Source organism: Streptomyces globosus (genome assembly GCF_003325375.1).
GTDB lineage: Bacteria > Actinomycetota > Actinomycetes > Streptomycetales > Streptomycetaceae > Streptomyces > Streptomyces globosus_A.
Window position 1 is genome coordinate 3,274,899 of record NZ_CP030862.1, and the last position, 22,681, is coordinate 3,297,579.

Below are 22,681 nucleotides of genomic sequence, written 5' to 3' on the forward strand. Positions count from 1 at the left end.
CCCTGTGACCTGGCCCGCCTGCCGGCTGCGGCAGGGGGAGTCAGCGGGTGAGGTGGTCCGCCAGGCCTTCCAGGCGCGGGCTGTCCAGGGCCTCGCGGTGGGAGAGGCTGTTGCGGGAGCGCCACAGGGTTCTCAGGCGGTCCGCCTCGGGCTGGCTCAGGCGGGCGTCCCCCTGGATGTGGGCCCGCCACATGTCGCCCAGCTCCATCCCGGCCAGGGCCGCTGCCGACCCGGGGGCGGCGGCCGTGCCGGGGCGCGGGCCGGGCACGCCGTCGCGGCGGGGGCCGTACCGGGCGGCCAGATCCGGCAGCGGCAGGCGTGAGCGGCTGCGGATGACCTCCGTGAACGCCTCCCGCGCCTCGTCGAGCAGCGGCAGCAGCGCGGTGTTCTGCGCAAGCCATATCCGGGTGCGCACGCCGTGCTCCCACTCCCAGTCCCACACCGGCGCTCCCGTCTCCTGCGTACGCGGATCCCGGCGGGCCGCCGCGCCCGGCCAGTGCCGCAGACGGCCGTCCCAGCGGTCGGCCAGGCCCCGGTCCCAGTGCTCGCGCAGGGCGCCGGCCGGTGCCGGGAGCGCCGCGCCCGGTGCGGGCCCCCGCGGCGCGGGCACCGTCCGGGCCGCGTCGTCCGGATCCGGGACGCCGGGCAGGAGGCCTTCGTCGCACAGGAGGCGGCGCAGCTGCGGCGGCAGCGTGTCAGGGCTGCCGTCCCACTCCGCGGCCAGCCGCTCCGCGAGGTCCAGGAACGGGCCGCACACCTCCACCACCGTGGCCTGCGCCACCGCCTCCAGCAGCTGGTGCCGGGCGGCCCGCCCCGCGGCGGGCGGCCGGGCCATCGCGACGACGGTCGCCGTGTCCAGCCGTCCGTGGACGCCCCACCACCAGTGGACGGCGACGTCGTCGCGGGCGACCTGCTCCGGCAGCTCCGCCGCGAGCCCCGACGGCCCGGCCAGGACGAGCAGGCGGGGCCGCCGCTCGGGCGGCAGGCCCGCCGCCTTCACCGCCGCCGCCAGCCGCCGCAGCAGCTCCGCCGCTGCCGCCGGCACGGGCTCGTGCCAGCCCCGGACCACGACCACCCGCGAGGCGGCGCCGGAGCCGTCCGTCAGCCGGTGCAGCAGCCCGTCCACGCCCGCCGCCGGGCCGCTGTCGGCGCCGGGCGCGGCGGCGCCCAGCTCCTTCAGGACCCGGTCGGCCAGGTCGTGGGCCGTCGGCCGCCCCCGCTCCGGGGCCCGCCCCGCCGCGGAGGGACCGGGCTCCCCGCCCCCCGCCGGGCCGTGTGCGGCCGGTGTATCCCGGCCCGCGGCCGACGCGGCATCGGAAGGGACCGGCCCGCCGCCCCGGGGGCCGACGCCGAAGGCGGACAGGCCGTCGTCGTAGTCCAGGACGGGAGCGGTGTCCGTCCACGGGCCGCCCGGCGGCGGGGCCGCCGCGGCCGGAGGCCCGGGCAGCCCCGCCCCGCGCGGGGCGGCCGCGTCCGCCGGGCCCGGGGCCGGCAGGAGGACGAAGTCGCCCAGCTCGTGCAGGAGCTCGTCCAGCACCGCTGCCGCATCGGCGCCGCCCGCCGGAGTCCGCGGCAGCAGGCACAGGCAGCTGCGGCCCGCCCGCAGGTCCTCCAGCACCCGGCCCGTCCACAGCCGCACCCCCGGCAGGGAGGCGGCGGACACCGCGGAGGAGCCACGCCTCACGACGGGTCCGCCGCGGCCTGCAGGGCGCGGAAGGTGATCCGGTCCAGCGAGCAGCCGTCCGGCCCGTCGTCCAGGACGCCGGTGTCCGACAGCCGGCGCACCAGCGCATCGACCTGCCCGAGCGTCAGGCCCGTCACCGAGGCGATGTCGGCGTACGTACAGCCCTCGCCCGGCTCCACGTACGCCGCCCACTCGGCCAGCACCGCCACCACCCCGTCGTCCAGGCCGACGCGCGCCAGGTGGCTGCGCGCGAAGCCGGCCTGCCCGGTGAAGCCGCGGGCGTCCTCCAGCGCCGCCTCCAGCGTCGAGCCCTCCCGGGCGATGCGGTGCACCGTCCGCTCCAGCAGGTTCGGCCAGCCGCCGGTGAGCTCGATGACGCGGCGCCGCTTGTCCGGGGTGTCGAAGGGGCATTCGGGCCAGGCCCGCAGACTGTCCGCGTTCCACCGCTCCGGGTGCACCACCGCGGCGACGAACGTGTTCTGCCGGACGGGGACGTCCGGGTCCACCAGCAGCACCGCCGCCCGGTGCGGCAGCCCCTTCCCCGGGGTGGTGTGCGCGTGCAGCGCCTCCGCGCACACGGCCGCCTCGGCGGCCGGCCGGCCGCGCAGGTCGACGAGGAACACGCTCGGGCTGCCGGCCCCGCCGTCCTGCGCGATCGCCTCCGCCAGCGTGTCCGGGCCGGCCCTGCGGACGGCCAGCTCGCGCGCGTTCGCGTACGACTCCACGGCCGCCTCGACGAGCGCCGGGCCGTGCGCCTCGGTCAGGCAGACCGCCGCCACGCCCGGCGCCGTCACCAGGCTCAGCTGGTGCTCCGTCAGCGGGCTGTAGCGGGCGATGCCCTCCCGGTCATGGCCGACGAACCGCCGGGAGAACCGCGGGTTGTAGTCGTACGGCAGGTCGAACTCCGTCTGCCGAAGCTCCAGTTCCAGGTCCTCGCGGGTGCCGAGCATGTTCACCACGTTCGGGCTGCGGACCGCGTACAGGCGCGGGTCGGCCAGCTGGATGAGCAGGCCGAGACCCACCATCTCGTCCAGGTAGATCCGCACGTCGCTCGCCGTCAGCGAGCCGAACCCCACCTTCCAGTGCCTCTTCGCCGCGCTCAGCAGATCGTCGGCGTCGTACCCGCCCTGGAAGCCGTCCTCCTGGCTGCGCAGGGCGATGACCAGCGCCAGCACCCGGTAGCGGTCCTCCAGGTTGATGGTGATCCGCAGGCGCTCGGCGATGTGCCGGTGCACCTGCGCCGAGCCCGTCACGGCGCGCACGTCCTCGTCGGTGACCGTGATGGGCCACTGCGCCGACGCGAGGGACTTGCCGCGCAGGGCGGCGACCAGCCGCTCGCAGAAGATCTGCACCAGGCACGCCTGGTAGTTCGTCGCCGCGAGCACCCGCCACACCAGCTCCGGCCGCTCGAACCGGTACCCGAACGCCGCCATCGGCTCCACCACCAGCCGCTGCGCCTCGGTCGGCTTCAACGTGCTGATCAGCACGTCCGGGCCGCCGTGCGTCAGCGGCACGTTCGACAGGTGCCGGAACCGCTGCACCTGGTGCAGACCCGCGAACACGATCTTGAACCGCCGGTCGGTGCGGTCCATCAGCCCCTTCAGCCGCAGCACGTTCGCGAACGTCGCCTCCCCGCCCCGCCCGCGCACCGCCTTCGAGTCCGCCGTAAGGAACGCGTCGGCCTCGTCCGCGAGGACCAGCACCCGGCGGTCCGCGTTCTCCTCCAGCCACCGCTCCACCCGGGCCAGCACCGCGTCCGGCGCCAGGTGGGCGGCCCGGTCGGCGCGCAGCACGCCGACCCGCTTGAGCTCCTCCTCCAGCACCGGCCAGATCCGCTCGGCCGGCTCCGCCTCGCCGACACCGCGGGCCTTGAGGTCGACGTAGATCGCCTTGCGGTCCGGCGTCCCGGGGAACGACGCCTGCACCTTGCGCAGCAGCGCCGACTTGCCCAACTGCCGCCCCCCGTACAGGAAGAGCGCGCCGAACCGGTCGGTGACCGTCGCGATCTCCTCCTGCCGGCCGTAGAACACCTCCGGCGGGACGAGCCCGGCCACGAACGGCGTGTACGGGTTGTACGCGGTCCACGGCAGCGTCACCCGCTGCGCCGCCCGGAACGAGCGCGGCGAGCGGGCCGCGACCCAGCCGAAGACGGCAGGGTCGATGACGAGCGCCCTCTGCGAGGCGGCCGTCCGGGCCCGAGCCGCCATCTCGCGGCGCCCCGCGAGCCCCAGCGGGTACAGGTAGATGATCAGGCAGGCGCCGGAGTCGGAGCTGTCGAGGAGTTCGAGCGGGCTGCGGCCGCGCTGCTCGTCGGAGACGACCAGGATCGTGTACGAGGACGCCGCCGACCCGAGCGCGGCCACATATCCCGGAACGGTCTCGCTGGCGTGCGCCCGGGCGGTGAGCCGGAGCACGCCGCGCACCTCGTGCTGGTGGTCGCGGACCGGGGTCGCCTGGCATTCCAGGCCGATGACCCGCAGCACGGACGGCACGTGCCGCTGCCACTCCGAGCCGCGGGTCGCGGGCCGGCACAGCGCGTCCCAGGACTCCAGGCCGCTGCGCGCGCCTTCGGTCAGCGGCTGCCCCGCCAGGTAGAACTCCGCCCACGGGCGCGCCGAGTAGCCCTGCGAGCCGGACGCCTTGCGGACGCCGGCCAGCTCGATGCCCGCGGTGAACCGCTCCAGCTCGGCGCCCGAGTCGGTGGCGCTCCAGTCGGGGAGCGGTTTGCCCTCGCGCAGCAGCGACAGGCACTCCTCCGCGGTCACCGTGTCCCGGTTGTCGAGGAGCGAGGTGACCCGGCGCCTGTCCTGCGCGGACGGGTCGAGCAGCGCGAGCGCCTCGCGGAGCCGCCGCACGTACTCGTCGACCTGCGTGCGGATCTCGGACTCCAGGATCCGGATGCCGGCCGCGGCATGGCCGAACGCCCCCTCGGGTGTCGGCGCCTTCAGCCGCTCCAGGCGTCCGACGAGCTCCCGCTCGACCTGGAGGTTGAGCTGCTGCGTGCGCAGCTCGGCGAGCAGGGTGCCCGCCGCGCCGTGCGCCCTGCGGTGCGCGGCGCTCCAGCGCGACCACTCGGCGTCGCGCCGCTGCCGCCAGTCGCCGGGCACGGCGTCGAGCCCGGCGGGGATGGCCGGTACGAGGTCCTGTTCGAGGGCGGCGACGAGCGCGTCCGCGAGGTGCAGGTCGCCGCGCTCGCAGTACCGGGCGAGGACGGTACGGGCGTCCGCCGGCTCCAGCAGGGCCAGGACGGCCTCGCGGAACCCGGCTTCCGCGGGCAGCGGGGTGCCGTCGGCGGCGCGGGGCAGGTCGGGCGCGGCCAGCAGCGCCTGCGCGCCGGGCGGACCGGCCGTCCGGTCGCCGTCGGGGTCGCGTACGGGCACGGCGCCCGAGGGGGAGCGGTCGTCGCCGAGCAGCCAGCTGCGCAGGCGCAGTACCGCGGCGCCCTCGACGCCGGGCGGGGCGTCCGCCTCCCGCACCTGGTCCAGGGCGTGGCGCAGGGCGGTGACGGAGTCCGACCGCTCGTCCACCGCCGGGGCCGCGAGCGCCCTGGCCCGGGAGAGCAGGTCGCAGACCTGCTCGATGGTGCGCAGCAGGGCCCGCTTCGCGGCCGCCTCGATCGGCTCCTTGGCCTGCTTGGGGGTGCGGATCGCGGCGTCCGCCTCCTCGATCATCCGCTCCGCGGAGCCGCGCTTGCGGAACAGCTCCCAGATCGCGTCGAGTTCGGCCGGACCGGACGTGCCCTCCGCCCAGACGCTGATCGCGGCGAGGGCTCGGCCGAGGGGCTGCTCGGAGCCGATCAGCCGGGACCGCACCTGCGTGGCGCGGGGGTAGCCGATGCGCTGGCGGGGCAGCGCGTCGAGGAGTTCCGCCGCCTCGGCGGCGAGCCGGGCCCGGCTGAGCGCGGGCTCGGAGTCGCCGGCCAGGCGGGTCGCACCGAGGTCGAGGCGCTGGTAGCGGCGGACGGCGTCGACGGTCCGCTCCAGCAGCTTGCCCCAGTTGCCGGGCAGGGCGGAGGTGAGCTCCGTCTGGATGAGGAGGTCGTTGGGCCAGCCGGCGAGGAGTCCGGCCCGCAGTGAGGCGGCCGCCGCCAGGACGAGGGCGGGCCGGTCGGCGTCCAGCGCCTCCAGGTCCGGGTCGAAGCCGGTCATCACGGCGACCGCCTCCTCCTCGTCGCCGCAGGAGAACGCGGCTGCGGCGAACGCGAGGCACTCGCTGCGGTGCGCGGGCTCCGCAGAGCCGACGGTCAGCCAGTAGGCCTCCGCGAAGCGGCCCTCGCGGACGAGCCGCGCGACGGGCGACTCGCTGCCGTCGGGCGCCTCCCAGGAACCGGGGCGCGGCGCGGCCTCGGCGGCCGCGGGGGCGCGGTCGCCGGCGCCGCCCGGCGGCCGGCCGCTCCCGGGCCCGGCGGCGTCGGGCCCGGGAGCGGGCCGCGGTACGCCGCCACCCTTCGGCAGCGCGCCACCGGTGGCGGCTCCGGCGCCGGTGTCCGGCAGGGGTGCCGTGTGGGCCGAGACGGGGGCGTCCTCAGCGGTGTGTCCGGCACCCGTGCGCGGGGAGCCCGTCGGGATGCGGTCCGTCGGCGCCGCCCCGGCCGCGGCTGCGGCGGCGGCCTGCGCGGGTTCGGGGAGGGCCGCCGGGGCGGCGGGTTGGGCGTCCGCGTCGCTCACGGGGCGGGAGGCGGTCCCGGCAGACGGGGATCCGGCCGTGACTCCGCCGCCGGCGTCGTGTGCGGCGACCGGCTGTGCCGGGACGGTGGCCCGGGCGGCGGTGGGCACGGCGCTCGGGCCCTCCGCGCGGTGGGAGCCGGACGGGGTGTGGTCCGCAGGCCCGGATCGGGTGCCTGCGCTGACGGGGAGCTGCGCGGGCGCCGGCTCCGCCTGGGCGGTGCCGTGCCCGGCGGCGGGCGCCGGTCCCGCGGGCGGCTGCGCGGCGGAGTCCTGGCCGGTGGCGTGGTCGCCGGCGGCAGGCGCCGGTTCCGTCGGCTTGGAGGGGTGGAGCAGGCGTTCCAGGTCGGCGATCTGCTGGTCCATCATGGCCAGGGACTGTTCGAGGGGCTCCCGGTGCGGGGCGTCCGCGGCGGTGCCGTCCAGCAGGGTCCGCAGGCCCGCGCGGGTCTGCCTCAGGCTCTGCAACTCCTGTTCCCGCTGCGCGGCCGCATGCGCCTCGGCCGTCAACTCGGCCAACAGGCCGTCCAGTTCGGCGAAGCCCGCTTCGGGGCCCCAGGTGCGGCCCGCCGCCGCGAGCCGTGCCGCCAGGCGGGACCGCTCGGACTCGCGGGCCGCGTACTCCCCGGCGAGCGGGGCCGGCCCGGGCCTGCCGGCCCGTACCGCCCCGGCCGCCGCCTCGAATGCGTCGGCCAGGGCCGCCGACCGCTCCCGCAGCGACCGCCCGGCCGCCTCGATCTCCTCGATCCGCCCTGCGTCGAGGCTCCTGTTCACGGGGTCACCCCGATCCCGGTGCGCGGCCGCGCACCCTGCCTCGAAAGGGATGTGATCAGGCCATCCGGTAACACCACTCGACGCCTCCTGCGGGCAGCGCTCTGCGCTGACCAGGCGCCCGGCCGGTCGCTTTCGGTGTGCATGCACGGATCTTGCCAGAGGCGCGGTCCGGCGTAAGCGGATTCCCGGGATTCTCCCGGGACTTGGCGTCAGCAGTACACGGCGGAGGCGGTGTCGTTCTCCCAGGGCAGGACGTTGACGCGGTAGCCGTCGTGCATGACGTGCGCGTCGCCGCCCCCGTACGCGTCAGACGTCCAGTGGCACACCACCCCGCTGTCGTTCGACCAGGACGACATCAGGTCGTTGAACCGGAGGTCGCCGAGCCACGGGGCGGCGTCCCCGGCGCGCAGCGCGATGCCGCCGCCCGTGAACTCGTAGTCGCGGTACAGGCAGAGGCTGTCCCGGGGGCAGTTCGAGCCTTCGAAGGTGGTCACGTGTGCGGCGGCGGGCACCGCGGACCCGGCCGGGGCGGCTGCGGCGGGGGAGGAGGGCAGCAGCGCGACGAGGGCGGTCGCAGCGAACAGGGCAGCACGGCGCAGCATCAAGTACTCCAAGGTGAAAGGGGGTCAGGGGTGCCCGGGCCTGCGCCGGGCGGCGCGCCGGGGCCAAGATCAACGTACCGCCGGGATCGCGCTGCGTTGCCGGTGGATACGCTGCGTCACCCGAACGTGGCCGGCACACCCCTGCGCACCCCAGCGCACACCACGGCGCACACCCGGCGCACCCCCGCGCAGCGCCGGGCACGGCGACCACCCCGCGAGGCCTGTCGGTACCGGCTGGCAGGATCGCAGCATGAGCCTCCCGATCCCGCTGCCGTCCGATCCGAGCACGTCACAGGTCTACCCGGACTGGGTGCAGGCGCACGACCCCGGCGCGGAGCCTGCCGCCCGCGCCCTGTTCGACACCCTGTGCGCCGGCGCCCGGGCGGCGCACACGAAGCCCGGAGCCTTCCTCGACACGATGCAGCGGCAGGCGCGTCGGCTGCCCCCGCCCCATCTGCCCTGGTTCTGGGAGACGGTGGCGCACCGGCTGATCCCCGTCCACCCCCGCAGCGCCGCCCGCGCCCACACCCTCGCCCGCAAGGCCGAGCACGCGCACCGGCTGCCCGCGGACCCGGACCGGCACCGCGCCAACGTGCTGCTCCACGCCCGCCACGGCGCCCTGGCCGCCGCCGACCTGAGCGGGCACCAGCCGTGGCTGGCCGGCCTCCTGGAGCCCGCCGCCGCGCACGGGGAGTTCGTACGGGTCCTCGCCGCCTGGCCCGCGGCGTCCGCGGACCTGCCGGCCGACCTGGCCTCGCGGGTGCGCGCATCGGCGCGCGCCGCCGGGGCGGGCACCGACGAGGACGCCCGGATCCTCGGCCCGCTCGTCGCCGCCGCGCGCGGCCGGGCCGTCCCCGACCGGCTGCTCCTCGCCCTCGCGAAACTCCTGGCCGCACGCCCTCCGGCCGACGGGCTGCACGCTCCCCTCCTCGACCTGTTCCCCGAGTCCCGCGCCGACGCCGCCGCCTGGCTGCGCCTCCTGCTGGACTCGGGCGCCGCCGCGGCCGCGGCAGCCGGCCGGGCCGTGCCCGACGGCGGGCTCGCCGACTGGCTGCGCCGGTACGCCCGCACCTACGGCCACCGCAAGGTCGCCGGCGGCGGCGTCATGCGCCAGCCGATGCCCGCCGAGCTGCTGGAGATCGTCGCCCTGTGCGCACCCCGGCTGAAGGCCGCCGGCGCACCGGTGCGGCTGCACGAGGACCGCTACCGCCACCCGGGCATCGACGCCGACCTGCTCGACGCCTGCCTCGCCGAGGGCATCCCCGTCGAGGACCCCGGCCCGGCCGTCCGCCTGGAGTTCTGGGGCGACCGCTCGCGGCGGGACCTCACCTCGCTCGCCGCCGACCCGGTCTTCGGCCCCCGGCTGGAGGGCACCGTGCACGCCGGGCTGCGCGGCGCCGGCACGGCCATCACCCGGCTCCCGGAGAACCCGGGCATCGCCGCCGAGGTGCACCACCGCATCGAGGGCCTCCTCGGCGCCCTGCGCGGCGGCGGCCTGGCCGCCGCCGACGAGGCCGTGAACGAGCTGCGGGAGCTCCTCGACCGCCCGACCGCCACCGCTCTCGACGGCATCGAGGAAGCCCTCGCCGGCATCGACCTGACGGGCCCGCTGGCCCGCGCCCTGCACGCCGGACTGCCCGAGGAGCTCGGCTGGCCCGCCCTCGACGCAGCCGTGGCAGGCTTCCCGCCCGGCGAAACCGTCCAGGTGACCAGTACCTGGCCCGTACTGACCGTGTACGGCGCCACCCGCGCCGTCGCGGTCGACCACGCGGGCGAGCGCGCCTCCTGCACGTTCCGGCTCCCCGCAGGCGCCCTCTCCCACTCCGTGCACCACGTCGGCGGCGACTTCCTCGTCGCCTGGAGCACCGACGAGCGCACGGCCGGCGGCGGGCACGCCTTCTGGGCCTCCCGCCCCGAGGAGGTCTTCACCCCGCAGCACCGGTCCCGGCTGAGCCCGTACGGCGGCTTCATCCACGGCGGGCTCGGCTACCACTTCGAAACCGCCGACGGCACCGGCCGCCACGACGGCGAGCGCGTCCTGCGCCCCGGCGGCCGCGAGGGCATCGGAGGCCACGACCTGATGCTCGGCGACGGGCAGCGGCTGTGGAGCGCGCCCGTCTTCCGCGCGGACCGCCGCCGCGCCCCCGTCGACCCGCACACCGGCGGGCGCAGCGGCGACGGCCCCTCCCCGGGCATCGGCGGCGCAGGCGAGGCCCCCGACGGCTGGAAGGACTCCGAGGACCTCCGGACCCTGGCCGCGCTCCCCGAGGGGGCGCCGGCCTCCCCGCTCGGACAGGACGGCCGGCTCGCCGGCTGCCGCGTCCTGCACCGTGTCCCCTGGAGCGGCCACTCGCCCCGCGAGTTCCGCCTGGAGTCCGCCGACGGCCGCCGGGCCGACTACCGCACCCGTACCTGGGGCCGCCACCCGTGGGGCATCCTCGCCCTGCCCGCGGGCGGCGAGGACGCCGTCCTGGTCGACGAGACCGCCGTACGCTGCCACTCCGCCGCCGACAACTCCCTGCTGTGGCAGGTCCGCGGCTTCCCCGGCGCCCCCGGCTCCGACTCCCGGGCCGCCAGGACCGCCCCCACCCTCGGCGAGGAGGCGGGCCCCGTCCCGCCGCCCGCGTTCTGGCACTTCCTCGCCCCGCGCGACGAGGCCGCCTCCAAGGCCCTGCGGACCGCGGACGCCGCCGCCGTACGCGCCCTCCTCGACGCGGCCCTGCGCGGCGACGCGCGCCCCGCCCTGCCCGGGATCGCCGAGCCGCGCATCGCCGACGGCGTCGCCCGCGCGGCCCGGCTCGCCGCCGACGTGCTGCGCCGCCGCCGGGAACTCTCCCGCCGCGTGGCCCTCATGCGGTCCGGGCCCGTCGCCGACCTGCCCTCGCCGGTCCCCGACACCGTCCTCCAGCCGGCCCTGCGCGGCCTCCTGCCCGAGATCCGCGGGTACGGGGCGCCCGTACCGGCGGCGCATCCCGCGCTGCTGACCGCGGTCGCCGCCGACGGCCGCCATCTGCGCGGCGATATCGACGACGAGACCCGGCGCCTGGCCCCGCCCGCACAGCCCGCCGAATGGGCCGTCCTCGTCGGCGCCATCGGCGCCGCTGCCTGGCGGGCCGCCGTCGCGCACACCGACCCGGAGGAGCGCGCCGCGCTCGCCGCGCTCCTGGAGGTCTGGAGCCGGCAGCCCTTCGCCGAGCCGGGCACCGCCTGGCGCACCGGCCGCGCCCGCGAGGACGCAGTCGAAGCCTGCCGGGCCGCGGGCGGAACCCTCGCCTCCGGTGTGCCCCGCCGCGGACTCGTCCCCTTCCTCCAGCCCGCCGCCGACCCCGCCCCGGCCGGTGCCGAGGAGTGCCGCACCGTCGAGGCCGCGGACGACGCGCGGCGGCTGCCGCGGCTCCTCGCGCTCCTCGCCGAGCGGGGGCCGCTGGCCGTGCCCGAGGAGGCCGTCGAGGCGTTCTGCCGGCGCACCGGCGCCCGCCGGAGCATCGGCCTGCTCGCGCTGGCCGGGCTGCCCGCCCGCGAGCGGCACGACGACCACCGCGCCCTGCTCCGCAAGACGCCGTACCGGCTGACCGGGCCGCTGGTCCACGAGTACGACGGCCTCGTCCACCGGCTCGGCGAGGACGGCCGGCGAGCCCTCCTCGCCGCGGGCCTCCCGGACGACCCGGCGGAGCTGTGGGAGCCCGGCGGCATGGCCGCGGCCGCCCTGCGGATGGCCGAGGTGTGGGCGGCGCTGCTCGGTGCCGCGGAGTACGCCGACGAGGAGCTGGCCGAGGCGCTGGAGACGGAGGCCGGCCTCGGCGGCGGCTGGGCGCGCGCCCTCCCGGCCGGCCGGGCCGCCGGCGCCTTCGGGGAGCACGGCTTCGCCCTCGCCGTCCAGCCCTCGGGCCGGGTCCGGCTCCACCTGCTGCGGGAGGACGGAACCCCGGGCGACTGGGTGTCGGGCACCGCGGCCGCCCACACCGCCGCCGCCACCGCCGTCGTGTGGGCGCTCACCGAGCGGCCCGTCGGCGACCCGGCGGCCGCGGGCGCCCTGCGCCTGTACGGCAGGCTCCGGGCGGTCCTCGACGACCCCGGCACGCTGGTGCCCGTCCTCTACCCGCCGGCTCCGGCTCTCGCCGGTGCGCCCGGTTTCGCCCCGTACGAGGGTCCGCTGCTGCCCTGCCCGCAGCCGCTGGACGAGGGCGTGGAGGCGCCGCGGGTCCTCGACGACGGCCTGTTCGTCGTCGAGACGGGGGCCGGCGCGGTGTTCGTGCGGACGGCGGTGCTCGCCGACCCGGAGCGCGTCGGGCGGGCGGCCCGGCTCTGCACGGACCTGCGCCTGGACCACCTGCGCGGACGCCTGCTGGAGCTGCGGGACGAGCTCGACGGCCTGGCCCGCATCGCCGCCCGCGCCGCGGCCACCCCGGTTCCGGCCGGGGGCTGCGAGAACGACCCGGCGCGGAGTGCGCCGGACCTGGTCGCGGATGCGGCCCGCACCCTGGGCACCGGAGCGGACGCGGCCGCGCTGTACCTCCAGCTGCTGGCCCTGGCCCGGCCCACCGACCGCAACATCCGGCGCTGGAACGGCTGGACGGCCGGCCGGCACAAGGCGGCCCAGGCCGAACTCGTGGCCGCCGGCGCGGTCGTCGCCGGCTCCCGGGCGCGCGCCGGGCGCTCCGTCTTCGCCCCGGGGGAGTGGACCGACCTGAAGGCGCCCCATCTGCCGCTGGAGACGGCGAAGACCGGGCCGCACCTCGCGCACGTGTACGGCAAGGGGCTCCACAGCCCGTACCTGCGGCTGCTGGCGCCGCTGCCGCCGCACGAGCTGTTCGCCCGGGCCTGGGAGGCGTCCCGCCCTGGGTCGTGACGGGCAGCCTCTTGCCGCATCTATCGAAAATCGATAGATTCCCATCGTGAGTCGATCGAAGGAGTGGTGATGGGAAGGCTGATGGTGCTCGCGCTGCGCTGCGTGCTCGCGATGCTGCTGGCGGGCTGCCTGTTCGTACAGGGCGTGATGGTGCCCCTGCTGGCGGCCGACATGGACGGCGGCGGGGGCGACCTCTCCCACCTGCGCGTCCCCTGCATCGTGATCACCGTCCTCGGTGTCGCTGCGGTCGAGGTCGTGCTGGTCTGCGTGTGGCGGCTGCTGACGATGGTCCGCCGCGGCACGGTCTTCTCCCACGCGGCGTTCCGGTACGTGGACGTCATCATCGGTGCGGTCGTCGCGGCCGCCGCCCTCGTCTTCGCCCTCGCCGTCCTCTTCGCACCCGGAGAAGCCGTGCCGCCGGGCATCGTGCTGCTCATCTGCGGGGTGTCCCTCGCCGCCCTCGGCGTCGCCCTGACGGTGCTCGTCCTGCGGACGCTGCTCCGCCAGGCCGTGGCGCGGGACGTCGAGGCGGCGCGCATGCAGGCCGAACTGGACGAGGTGATCTGATGCCCATCACCGTCGACATCGACGTGATGCTGGCCAGGCGGAAGATGTCCGTCGGCGAGCTCGCCGAGCGCGTGGGCATCACCCCCGCCAACCTGGCGGTGCTGAAGAACGGGCGCGCCAAGGCCGTCCGGTTCGCGACGCTGGCCGCGCTCTGCGAGGCCCTCGACTGCCAGCCCGGCGACCTGCTGCGCTGGGAGCCCGGCGGCGACGGCCCCGCGGAGGGCTGACGCCGGCCTCCGGTCGCGGGCGGGCGGCCGGCCCCGACAATGGGTACGGTGCACCTTCCGGTGGGCCTCGACCCGGGCGCGGTGGCCGGAGTTCGCCCCCGCGGTGTCGACAGGCGGACCGCAGCTCCGTAGAGTCACGGCCCTGTCACCCAGTGCCACCGCCGGGCTGGGGTCTACCGAGAGGAACCGCCATGAAACGCCGGACCGCCTCCCTCCTCACCGCCGCCGCCCTGGCCGCCGCAGTGCTCGGCGCGGGTGCACCCTCCGCGAGCGCCGCGCCCGGCGGGTGCACGTACACCTCGACGAGTCACCGGCCGGTCCTGAAGCAGGGCAGCACGGGGGCGTCCGTGAAACAGGCGCAGTGCCTCTCCAACATCTGGGGCGGGGTGCCGAAGCTGGCCGTCGACGGGATCTTCGGTGCCAAGACCCTCGACAAGGTCAAGTGGATCCAGGGCTGCCACGGCCTCCCGCGGGACGGCGTCATCGGCGCCAGGACCTGGGCCGTCCTCTACGACCCGGTCCCCGACTGCTACGACCCCTACCCGCGCTGACAGGTCCGCGCCGGTCCGCGGGCCGCGCGGGGGATCGGGTGAACGGAGCGGCATCCCCCGATTGGCCCGCGGGGCGGCGTGGAACCCGTTCCGTATGACCGAGAGCACCAGCCCCCACATCTCCGCCCCGCGCATCGTCGTGCTCGGGGTGCAGCCGGGCGATCCGCCGTTCCGCATCGTCGAGGTCGACGGCGAGGTGGTCGGCACGGCCACCTCCATGACCGACGTCCTCCTGACCGCCGCGTCCGCCGGCCTGACCATCCACGACCTGGACGACCCCGACACCGTCCGCTGGGTGGGCGGCGGCAAGTACACCTGGACGCTCCACTGACCACGGCCGGGCCCACCCCCGGGGCCCGCGCAGGCACAGGGCCCGGTGTCAGCCCGCAGGGGCCGCCCCGCGGGGCGGCGGCTCCGTGCGCTGCTGGGCGCCGATCAGCACGTCGGCCTCCTGCCGCAGGCTGTCCCGCCGGTGGGGGACGGCGGCCCTGCGGGCCTCGTCCTGCAGTGCGAGCCCGGCCCGCAACAGGGTGGGGCCGGGGACGGGCACCCGCTGACCGGGCCGCTCCGTGTACGGGCGCAGTTCCAGGGCGGCCTCCCGCGCCTCCGCCGAGGCCCCGCGCCGCAGCGACAGGAAGGCCCGGCTCAGCCAGTTCGCTTCGATCTTCACCATGCGGTCGGTCCTACCCGGCCGTGCGGCGCGGCGCCCGCCCCACACCGGAGATTCGTCACGTCTTCGCCCGTTCGTGTGACACCGCCGCCGCTGCCCGCCCTGCCCGCCCTGCCCGCCCTGCCCGCCCTGCCCGCCCTGCCCGCCCGGCGCGTCCGCCGGTGGGCGGGCGGGAGGATGGCCGGGGGCGACCGGCCCGGTGCGCCTGCGTGAACGCCCGGCCCGCCGCGGGAATGGTTGCCGCCATGCGCCCCTGCCGACCCCGCCCCCGCACCGAGCCGTGACGCCCGCCCGCCCGGCCGGCTCCCCCGGACCCGAGCCCGCCGCCCGCGCCGCCGCCCCGGGCGGGGGCCGCGGGTGGCGGCCCTGCCTGCTCGCCGGAGCGGTGTTCGCCGTCTGCATGGCCGGCACCACTCTGCCCACCCCTCTCTACGGCCTCTACCAGGAGGAGTTCGGCTTCGACGAGCTGATCACCACGGTCGTGTTCGCCGTGTACGCCGTCGGCGTCATCGGCGTGCTCCTCCTCGCCGGCAACGCCTCGGACACCGTCGGCAGGAAGCCCGTCCTGCTCACCGGGCTCGCGCTTGCCGCCGCAAGCGCCGTCTGCTTCCTCTGCGCCACCGCCATGCCCTGGCTGTACGCGGGCCGCCTGCTGTCCGGGCTGTCCGCCGGCCTGTTCACCGGCGCCGCCACCGCCTACGTCCTGGAACTGGCCCCGCCGGGCGGCTCCTCCCGCGCCACCTTCGTCGCGACGGCCGCCAACATGGGAGGCCTCGGCTGCGGCCCGCTGCTCGCAGGCCTCCTCTCCGAGTACGCGCCCTGGCCGCTGCACCTGCCGTTCGCGGTGCACCTGGTCCTGCTCGCCGCGTCCGCGGGCGTGCTGCGGGCCCTGCCGGAGACCGTACGGGAGCGCAGGCCGCCGTCGGCGGTGCGGCCGCAGCGGCCCGGGGTGCCCGCGCAGGTCCGTGCGGTGTTCGCGCCCGCCGCGACCGCCGCGTTCGTGGGCTTCGCCCTGTTCGGGGTGTTCACGTCCGTCAGCCCCGCCTTCATGGCCCAGTCCCTCGACGTCCACGACCGGGCCGTCAGCGGCCTCGTCGTCGCCCTCGCGTTCTTCGCCTCCACCGCCGGGCAGTTGGCCGCAGGCCGGCTCGGCGTCCGGCGCTCGCTGCCGCTCGGCTGCGCCACCCTCCTCGCCGGGCTGGCCCTGCTCGCCGCCGCCCTGTGGCAGGACCTCCTCGCCCTGGTGGTGCTGAGCGCGCTCGTCGGCGGGGCCGGGCAGGGCCTGTCGTTCCGCGGGGCGCTGTCGGCGGTGGCCGGGGCCTCCCCGCCGGACCGGCGCGCCGCGGTCATCTCCTCGCTGTTCGTGGTGGCGTACGCCGGCATCTCCGTCCCGGTCGTCGGCGTCGGCGTTATGGCGGGGCCGCTCGGACTGGAGAACGCGGGCCTGGTGTTCCTCGCCTGCATGGGCGCCCTGGTCGCGGCGGCCGCCGCCTACCTGCTGCGCAGGCCCGTCCGGACGGGGTGAGCGCCCTGCCCGAAGCAGGCGCGGGGGGACGGTGGTTCGGGTCCGCCGGCCGGTTCGTACACTCGGTCGTCCGAACCCAGGGGAGACCATGCACACCCGTAGCCTCGCCGGCCTCTGCGCCGCGCTCACCGCCCTCTTCGTCCTCACGGCGTGCACCGCCGCACCCGGCGACGACCGGCCCGGCGCCTCGGCGGCGGCCACCGCCGCGCCGCCCGCCTCCCCGGGGCCGCGCGCCGTACAGGAACCGCTGCCGCAGGACCAGAACCTGCTCGCCTGGACCGGCGACCCGAACGACGCCGGCCACGTCACGGCCCAGACCACGGGCGGCGTCGGCGGCCGCGTCACCCTCGTCCGGCTCGTCCTCCACGAGGAGATCACCTGGTCGAACATCTGGCTGGGGCTCGCCGGGATCGACCCGCAGGCCAGACTGGCCGACTGCTACCTCGGCGTGTACGACGCCTCCGGCACCCTGCGCGCGGCCACCGCGGACATCTCGCCGCAGCTGATGACGGACCCGATCGCCAAGCCGCTGCCGCTGGCGAAGCCCTTCACCGCCGCCCCCGGCACCTACTTCATCGCCCTGCTCCTCAACGGCACCTGGGCCACCAACGCCCTCACGCTCAAGGCCACCGGCGCCGGCATCTCCGTCAACGCCGGACTCACCCCGCCGAACCTGCGCTACAGCACGATCCTGACGGGGCAGACCTCGCTCCCGGCCAAGGTGGACCTGGCGCAGCAGTCCACCAGCACCATCAACACGGGCTGGGGCAGCCAGTGGTACGCCGTCTCCTGACGGCGGCGGAATGATCCCGCAGGGGGTGTACCGGTGGGGTGTACTGCCAGTACACTCCCTGGTGTGAGAGCCACTGCAGCCGTGAAGACCTCCGGCACGGTCCTGGTGTCCGTCCTGCTGACGTACCCCCTGTGGGCGCCCCAGTGGGGCAGCGGCGTCCTCGGCGAGGTCGCGGCGCCGGGACTGCCCGGAGCCGTCGCCGCGGTCGCGGTGTTCTTCGGACTGGTCGCCCTGTACTGCCGGTCCCTGCAGCGCACCCTGCACCTGGTCCCCCCGGACGCCCGGACGGCCGCGCCGCGGTCCGTGTGGTGGATGTTCGCCATCCCCTACAACTTCACCGAGGACTTCTTCATCGTCCGCGCCGTCGCCGCGTCCCTGGCCTCCGACGGCCGCACCGCGCCGGCGGCCGTACGGCGCTGGAAGGCCCTCGGGTACGCCTGGTGCGGATTCCAGATCGTCTCGCTCCTGCCCGGCGCCGCCGGCCGCGCCGGCGCCGCCGCGGCCCTGCTGCTGTGGGCCGCGCACTGGGCGGTCACCGCGCGTCTCAACCGCCGACTCGCCGCCGGCCGCCCCGCCGTCCTGCAACCCCGCACCCCGTGAGGTGAACCGTGCCCCTGCCCCGCTTCGACCGGCTTCCCCCGGAGACCCGGGCCGCCGTCCTCGCCGTCGCCCGCAGCCACTTCGCCCGCGACGGCAAGGACGCGGCGTCCTTCAACCGGATCATCGCCGAGGCCGGCATCTCCAAGACCTCGGCCTACCACTACTTCGACGGCAAGGACGACCTGTTCGCCGCCGTCGCCGCCGACACCGCCGCCCGCGCCCTGGCCGCCCTCGGCCCCTGGGAGGACGCCGCAACCGAACGGCGCTTCTGGGAGCAGCTCACCGACGGCACGGCCCGCCTCTCGGCCCACCTGCGCGACCACCCCGACGACCGCGCCGTACTCGCCGCCGCCGGCAGCGCCGGAGACGACGGCGCCGGAGACGACGGCGGCTGGACCGCCCGGCTCGTGGAGAACGGCCTGCGCATCGGCCTGATCGACCCCCTGGCCGACCGTGAACTCCTCACGGCCGCGACCCGCGCCCTTCTCGACGCGGCCGACGCCTGGGCGCTGGCGCGCCCGTCGCTCCCCGCCTCGCGCACCGCCGAAACACTGCGCACCCTCCTCACCCGCCTGTGGACCGCCCCCCGCCCGTGACCCGCCGGCGGTTCAGTGGACCGTCACGAACTTCGCCGTGCTCGGGACGCCCTGCGCGTCGAGGGCGAACAGCAGGTAGGTGCCCGGCAGGACGACACCCTTGTCGGCCGGCACGGACACCGTGTGCGAGCCCGCCCCCGCGGGCGCCGACACCAGCGGCACCCGCCGCTGGTCGTTGTCCGTGGAGTGCGTCGCGGCCGCCGCCCGCATCAGGACGAACGACGCCACCGAGCCCTCCGTGGCCACTGTGAGCGACGCCCCCGCCGGGACCCGCGCGGGCACCCCGCCGGTGATCACCGGGCGCGCCTTCGGCGTCCCGTCCGCGTTCAGCAGGTACGGCGGCGTGAACACCGCGCCGTCGGCGTGGTTCGTCGCGCACTCGCCGCACAGCCCGCCGCCGCCCGAGAACACCCGCCCGTCGGGCAGCAGGTTCGCCACGCTGTGGTAGTTGCGCGGGACCGCCATCGAGGCCAGCGGCGTGAACGTCCCGGTCGCCGGATCCCACAGCTCGGGCGTCAGCACGGACGTCGCGTCGCTGAACGGCACCGGGCGGGCCTGCCCGCCGAACACCGCGACCTTCCCGTCCGGCAGGACCACACTGTTGCCGAACGCGCGGGCGTGGCCCATGTCGCCGGTGCGGGCCGCCTCCACCCGGCCGCTGCCGTCGAAGCCCACCGTGTACGCCCGCCGGGTCGCCGGAACGTTCTCGTATGCGGTCGCCCCACCCAGCGTGAGCAGCTTGCCGACGTCGTAGGCGACGGCGTTGCCGTTCATCGCGTCCGGGCTGTCGGCCCGGCTGCCGGCCGGGGCCAGGCTCCCGCTCCCCGCGGTCGAGATCCAGTTCATCTGCCGGCTCGGACCCAGCTGGAGCACCCGCCCGCCGGACGTGGCGTGCAGCCACATGTGGTTGTCCGCGCGGTACGGGCCCGCCGGGTCCGCCGTCAGCGCCGCCGTCGCCGGCACCCCCGGGAGCCTGCGCCACGTACGGGTGTCGGGGGACCACACCTCGCCCGCCCTGTCGCCGCCGCCCCCGCTCCAGGAGCCGCCCAGCACGAACGCCTCACCCGTGGACAGCAGGGTCATGGCCTGGTAGCCGCGGGCGATGTTCATGTCGGTGGTCGCCGACCACTCGTCCGTCGCCGGGTCGTAGATGCTCGCCTTCTCCGCGTTGCTGCCGCCGGTGACCAGGACCCGGCCGTCTCCGAGCATCGCTATGCCCGGGCAGAACATGTCGTGGCCGGTGTTGTCGATGCGGCGCTGGGTGACCCTGCCCGTCTTCAGGTCCAGGATCGCCGTCTGCGTGTAGCCGTTGCTCCCGCCGAAGCGGTCCACCGCGTACGCCGACCAGGCCAGCAGCTTGTCGCCGGGCAGCGCGGCCGTGGCCACCGGGACGAGCGGGAAGCCGGTGATCCGGCCCCAGGAACCGTGCGCGGCCGGGTTCGCGGGACCGCTCAGGCGGATCTCCGCCGCGGATGTCCACGGCCCCCGCGCCCCGGCCTCGCTCGTCACGGTCAGGCGCACGAAGCGGGCGCTCGCGGTGCGGGTGAAGGTGGCCGTCTTGACGGTGTCGTCGTCCCGCCACGTTCCGGAGGCCACCGGCGCGCCGAAGGAGCTGCCGTCGGTGCTGGTGGTCACGGTGTAGGCGCCGGCCCGGCCGTTGCCGTAGTCCTGGCGCGGCTGGTAGACGAGCGCGGAGACCTCCGCCGTGCGGTGCATGTCGAGGGTGATGCTGTGGGGCAGCGGGGAGGGGGTGCCGGACCACTTGCTGTGCCAGATCGTCGAGGCCTCCCCGTCCAGGACGTTGGCCGCGCGGCCGTTCTCCCCGGTGGTCTCCTCGTCGCTCGCCGCGGCCGTCCACCCGGTGCGCGGCAGGTCGACGGTGGCGGCAGGGGTGCCGGGGTCGCCGAGCAGGTTGACCTCGGCCGCCGACGTCCAGGGGCCGCGGCCGCCCGCCTCGGTGAGCGCCGTCAGCCGGACGAAGCGGGTGCCCTGCGGGGCGAAGCCCAGCGTCTTCGTGCTGCCGTCGTCCGCGAGGGTCCCGGTGGCGACCGGGCTGTCCCAGTTCCGTCCGTCCGTGCTGAGGCTGACGGCGTATTCGCCGACGCGCCCGTTGCCCCCGTCGCTGCGCGGCTGGTAGACGACCGCGGAGACCACCGCCGTGCGGTGCATGTCGAGGGTGATGCTGTGGGGCAGCGGGACGGGGGTGCCGGACCACTTGCTGTGCCAGATCGTCGCGGCGCTGCCGTCGAGGACGTTGGCCGCGCGGCCGTTCTCCCCGGTGGTCTCCTCGTCGCTCGCCGCGGCCGTCCACCCGCTCCGGTCGAGGACGGGCGCCGACGGCTCCAGGGCGTTCGCCGGAACCACGGGGTGGTGCGGGGCCTGCATCGCCTTCTGCTGCTCGAACGGCACCGGCGCGGGCCGGGGCCCGGGCGCCCCGGGCGCCGGACTGGCCACGCCGAACAGGGGCGTCAGCCCCACCAGCAGAGAGCCGAGGGCGAAGGCGATGAGCAGGGAGGACCGGCGCAGCGCGCGCAACCGGTCGAGGGCACGGGTGCGTCCGGATGGCAATCAGACCTCCTGGGGCGGACCGGCATACGCCCCAGAACATAGGTCAGCCTCCCCGCAACGGGCCCCGGAACCGGGAGGGTTGGCGAGAAACCGCGCGGCTCGGCCGGGCGGGGGCCCGCGCCGACCGCTGTGTCGCCCCAGCCGTCCCGCACGCCCGCGCAGTCACGCCGCGCCACGCAGGAACCGCACGTCCCGGCCGCGTACGCGCTCCAGCGGTCCGGCCGCACGCAGCACCACGTCCAGCACCCGCTCCGGCTCGGCCGCGTAGCAGTGCGCGAACCAGGGCATGTTGGCCTCCACCACCGCCCACATGCCGTCCGCGAGACGGCCCACGTCCACGCACACCGCGCTCGGCAGCCCGTCCGCCGCGGCCGCCAGCACCTCCCGGCCGAACGCGCGGGCCCCCGCGTCCAGCGCCGCCGGGTCGAGGCGCCCGTACACGGCGTACCGGCTGCCCGCGACCACCTCCCCGTCGAGGACGAACAGCCGGTACTCGGCGGCGAACTCCACGACCGAGCAGACGAGCACGGGCGTCGCCCCGTCCAGGACCTCCGGCCCCGGCAGGCGGGCACCGCCCCCGGGCCCGTACACCGCCGCAGGCAGCGCCTCGGTCTTCTCCGACGGCGGCTTGACGAAGCACGGCCCGGGCAGCGCGCGGGCCTCCGCGAGCGTCGTCAGCCGGACCCGCCGCCGCAGCAGCCCGTACGGCAGCCCGGCCAACCAGCCGTCCGCCGGCTCCAGCAGCGCGAGGCCCAGCCCCGCGGCGACCCGGTCGGCCGAGCGGGGGCCGCCGTACCAGTGCGCCGGACCCCCCGAGGGCGGCCGCTCAGGGCGTGCGAGGACATCGAAGCCGCGCCACGCCGCGGCCCGGCCGAGGAGTTCCCCGGTCGAGGTGCGGGGCGCCGGCAGGACGAGGGCCGGGCGGGGCCGGGCAGGATCGGTTCGGTTGTCCACGCAGCCGAGCCTACGGACCCGCACGGGACACCCGCCCGCGGTTTTCGCCCCGCCGCCGGTACCTGCGAGACTGGCACGCACGTGCGAAAGGGGCGTCATGAAGTACGACCTGTCCCGGCGCCTGGTGGTCGGGATCGCCTCCAGCGCCCTGTTCGACCTGGCCGAGTCCGACGCGGTCTTCCGGCAGGACGGCGAGGAGGCCTACCGCAGGCACCAGGAGGAACACCTCGACCGGACCCTCGGCAAGGGCGTCGCCTTCCCCTTCGTCCGCCGCCTCCTCGCCCTCAACGACCTGGCGGACAGCCCCGAGGACCCCCTCGTCGAGGTCATCGTCCTCTCCCGCAACGACCCGGACACCGGGCTGCGCGTCATGCGCTCCGTCCAGGCGCACGGCCTGCCGATCACCCGCGCCGTCTTCCGGCAGGGCCGCCCCGCCCACCCCTTCATGCCGGCCCTGAACATGTCGCTGTTCCTCTCCGCCAACGGGCAGGACGTCCGCGACGCGGTCGCCGCCGGCCTGCCCGCCGGACACGTCCTCGCCTCGGCCGGCGGGGACAAGGCAGACGCGGCCGACGACCCCGAGCTGCGCATCGCGTTCGACTTCGACGGGGTCCTCGCCGACGACAGCTCCGAGCGCGTCTTCCGCGCCGGCGGCCTCGACGGCTTCCGCGCCCACGAGGTGAGCAACGCCGCCACCCCGCTCGACCCCGGCCCGCTCCGCAACTTCCTCGCCGGCGTCAACCGCATCCAGCAGCGCGAGGAGGAGGTCCGGCGCACCGACGCCGGCTACCGGCCGCGCGTCCACGTCTCCCTGGTCACGGCGCGGAACGCGCCCACGCACGAGCGGGCGGTCCGCAGCCTGAAGGACTGGGGGGTGCGGGTGAACGAGGCGTTCTTCCTGGGCGGGGTCGACAAGTCGGGCGTCATCGCCGCCCTCCGCCCGCACATCTTCTTCGACGACCAGGTCACCCACCTCAGCGGCACGGCCGCCGGCACCCCGAGCGTCCACGTACCCTTCGGCGCCGTCAACGAACTCCCCCAGGCCTGAGCGGCCGTT

Annotated in this window: 17 protein-coding genes; 11 read left to right on the forward strand and 6 right to left on the reverse strand. The window is 76.7% G+C overall.

What is annotated here, in order from left to right; all coding sequences use genetic code 11:
- Positions 1-40: 40 nt before the first annotated feature.
- The 3 genes from C0216_RS14230 to C0216_RS14240 form a co-directional block, all read right to left on the reverse strand.
- The gene (locus C0216_RS14230; RefSeq protein WP_162793203.1) at positions 41-1,684 is read right to left on the reverse strand and encodes a hypothetical protein; all 1,644 of its coding nucleotides are present in this window, start codon (positions 1,682-1,684) and stop codon (positions 41-43) included.
- Positions 1,681-7,122 (reverse strand): ATP-binding protein, encoded by a 5,442-nt coding sequence (locus C0216_RS14235; RefSeq protein WP_114055641.1) that lies wholly within the window; start codon positions 7,120-7,122, stop codon positions 1,681-1,683. Before C0216_RS14235 ends, C0216_RS14230 begins: the two co-directional genes overlap by 4 nt.
- Before the next feature lie 209 nt (positions 7,123-7,331).
- Entirely contained in the window at positions 7,332-7,724 is a 393-nt protein-coding gene (locus tag C0216_RS14240) for a peptidase inhibitor family I36 protein (protein WP_114055642.1), read from the reverse strand.
- Positions 7,725-7,974: 250 nt separating this feature from the next.
- Between C0216_RS14240 and C0216_RS14245 the strand changes: the two genes are divergently transcribed.
- The 5 genes from C0216_RS14245 (at position 7,975) to C0216_RS14265 (ending at position 14,249) form a co-directional block, all read left to right on the forward strand.
- Positions 7,975-12,573, forward strand: a complete 4,599-nt coding sequence (locus C0216_RS14245; protein ID WP_114055643.1) for a hypothetical protein — start codon at positions 7,975-7,977, stop codon at positions 12,571-12,573.
- A 69-nt stretch (positions 12,574-12,642) separates the two neighbouring features.
- On the forward strand, positions 12,643-13,140 hold the full coding sequence (locus C0216_RS14250) for a DUF2975 domain-containing protein (RefSeq protein WP_114055644.1): 498 nt from the start codon (positions 12,643-12,645) through the stop codon (positions 13,138-13,140).
- A complete protein-coding gene (locus tag C0216_RS14255; RefSeq protein WP_114055645.1) occupies positions 13,140-13,367 on the forward strand; it encodes a helix-turn-helix domain-containing protein in 228 nt (75 codons plus the stop codon). The genes C0216_RS14250 and C0216_RS14255 overlap by 1 nt, the downstream gene beginning before the upstream one ends.
- Positions 13,368-13,558: 191 nt before the next feature.
- Positions 13,559-13,918 (forward strand): peptidoglycan-binding domain-containing protein, encoded by a 360-nt coding sequence (locus C0216_RS14260; RefSeq protein WP_114055646.1) that lies wholly within the window; start codon positions 13,559-13,561, stop codon positions 13,916-13,918.
- A 94-nt stretch (positions 13,919-14,012) separates the two neighbouring features.
- On the forward strand, positions 14,013-14,249 hold the full coding sequence (locus C0216_RS14265; RefSeq protein WP_114055647.1) for a hypothetical protein: 237 nt from the start codon (positions 14,013-14,015) through the stop codon (positions 14,247-14,249).
- A gap of 48 nt (positions 14,250-14,297) precedes the next feature.
- On the opposite strand, the gene C0216_RS14270 is transcribed toward C0216_RS14265, so the two are convergent.
- Entirely contained in the window at positions 14,298-14,591 is a 294-nt protein-coding gene (locus C0216_RS14270; protein ID WP_114055648.1) for a hypothetical protein, read from the reverse strand.
- 75 nt (positions 14,592-14,666) lie between these two features.
- Between C0216_RS14270 and C0216_RS35000 the strand changes: the two genes are divergently transcribed.
- The 5 genes from C0216_RS35000 to C0216_RS14290 all read left to right on the forward strand — a co-directional run bounded on the left by C0216_RS35000 (position 14,667) and on the right by C0216_RS14290 (position 18,102).
- Positions 14,667-14,801, forward strand: coding sequence for a hypothetical protein (locus C0216_RS35000; RefSeq protein ID WP_281277930.1), 135 nt, complete (start codon positions 14,667-14,669; stop codon positions 14,799-14,801).
- A gap of 157 nt (positions 14,802-14,958) precedes the next feature.
- Positions 14,959-16,113: an MFS transporter gene (locus C0216_RS14275; RefSeq protein ID WP_246042814.1), complete on the forward strand. Its 1,155-nt coding sequence runs from the start codon at positions 14,959-14,961 to the stop codon at positions 16,111-16,113.
- A gap of 88 nt (positions 16,114-16,201) precedes the next feature.
- A complete protein-coding gene (locus tag C0216_RS14280) occupies positions 16,202-16,906 on the forward strand; it encodes a hypothetical protein (protein WP_114055649.1) in 705 nt (234 codons plus the stop codon).
- 63 nt (positions 16,907-16,969) lie between these two features.
- Entirely contained in the window at positions 16,970-17,506 is a 537-nt protein-coding gene (locus C0216_RS14285; RefSeq protein WP_114055650.1) for a hypothetical protein, read from the forward strand.
- An 8-nt stretch (positions 17,507-17,514) separates the two neighbouring features.
- Positions 17,515-18,102, forward strand: coding sequence for a TetR/AcrR family transcriptional regulator (locus tag C0216_RS14290; RefSeq protein ID WP_114055651.1), 588 nt, complete (start codon positions 17,515-17,517; stop codon positions 18,100-18,102).
- Positions 18,103-18,114: 12 nt separating this feature from the next.
- Here the strand turns inward: C0216_RS14290 and C0216_RS14295 are convergent, their stop codons facing one another.
- Together C0216_RS14295 and C0216_RS14300 are read right to left on the reverse strand one after the other, a co-directional pair.
- Positions 18,115-20,670, reverse strand: a complete 2,556-nt coding sequence (locus C0216_RS14295) for a discoidin domain-containing protein (protein WP_246042533.1) — start codon at positions 20,668-20,670, stop codon at positions 18,115-18,117.
- Positions 20,671-20,832: 162 nt separating this feature from the next.
- Entirely contained in the window at positions 20,833-21,624 is a 792-nt protein-coding gene (locus tag C0216_RS14300) for an ATP-grasp domain-containing protein (protein WP_246042534.1), read from the reverse strand.
- Positions 21,625-21,721: 97 nt separating this feature from the next.
- On the opposite strand from C0216_RS14300, the gene C0216_RS14305 reads away from it, so the two are divergent.
- A complete protein-coding gene (locus C0216_RS14305; RefSeq protein WP_114055654.1) occupies positions 21,722-22,672 on the forward strand; it encodes a 5'-nucleotidase in 951 nt (316 codons plus the stop codon).
- Positions 22,673-22,681 lie beyond the last annotated feature (9 nt).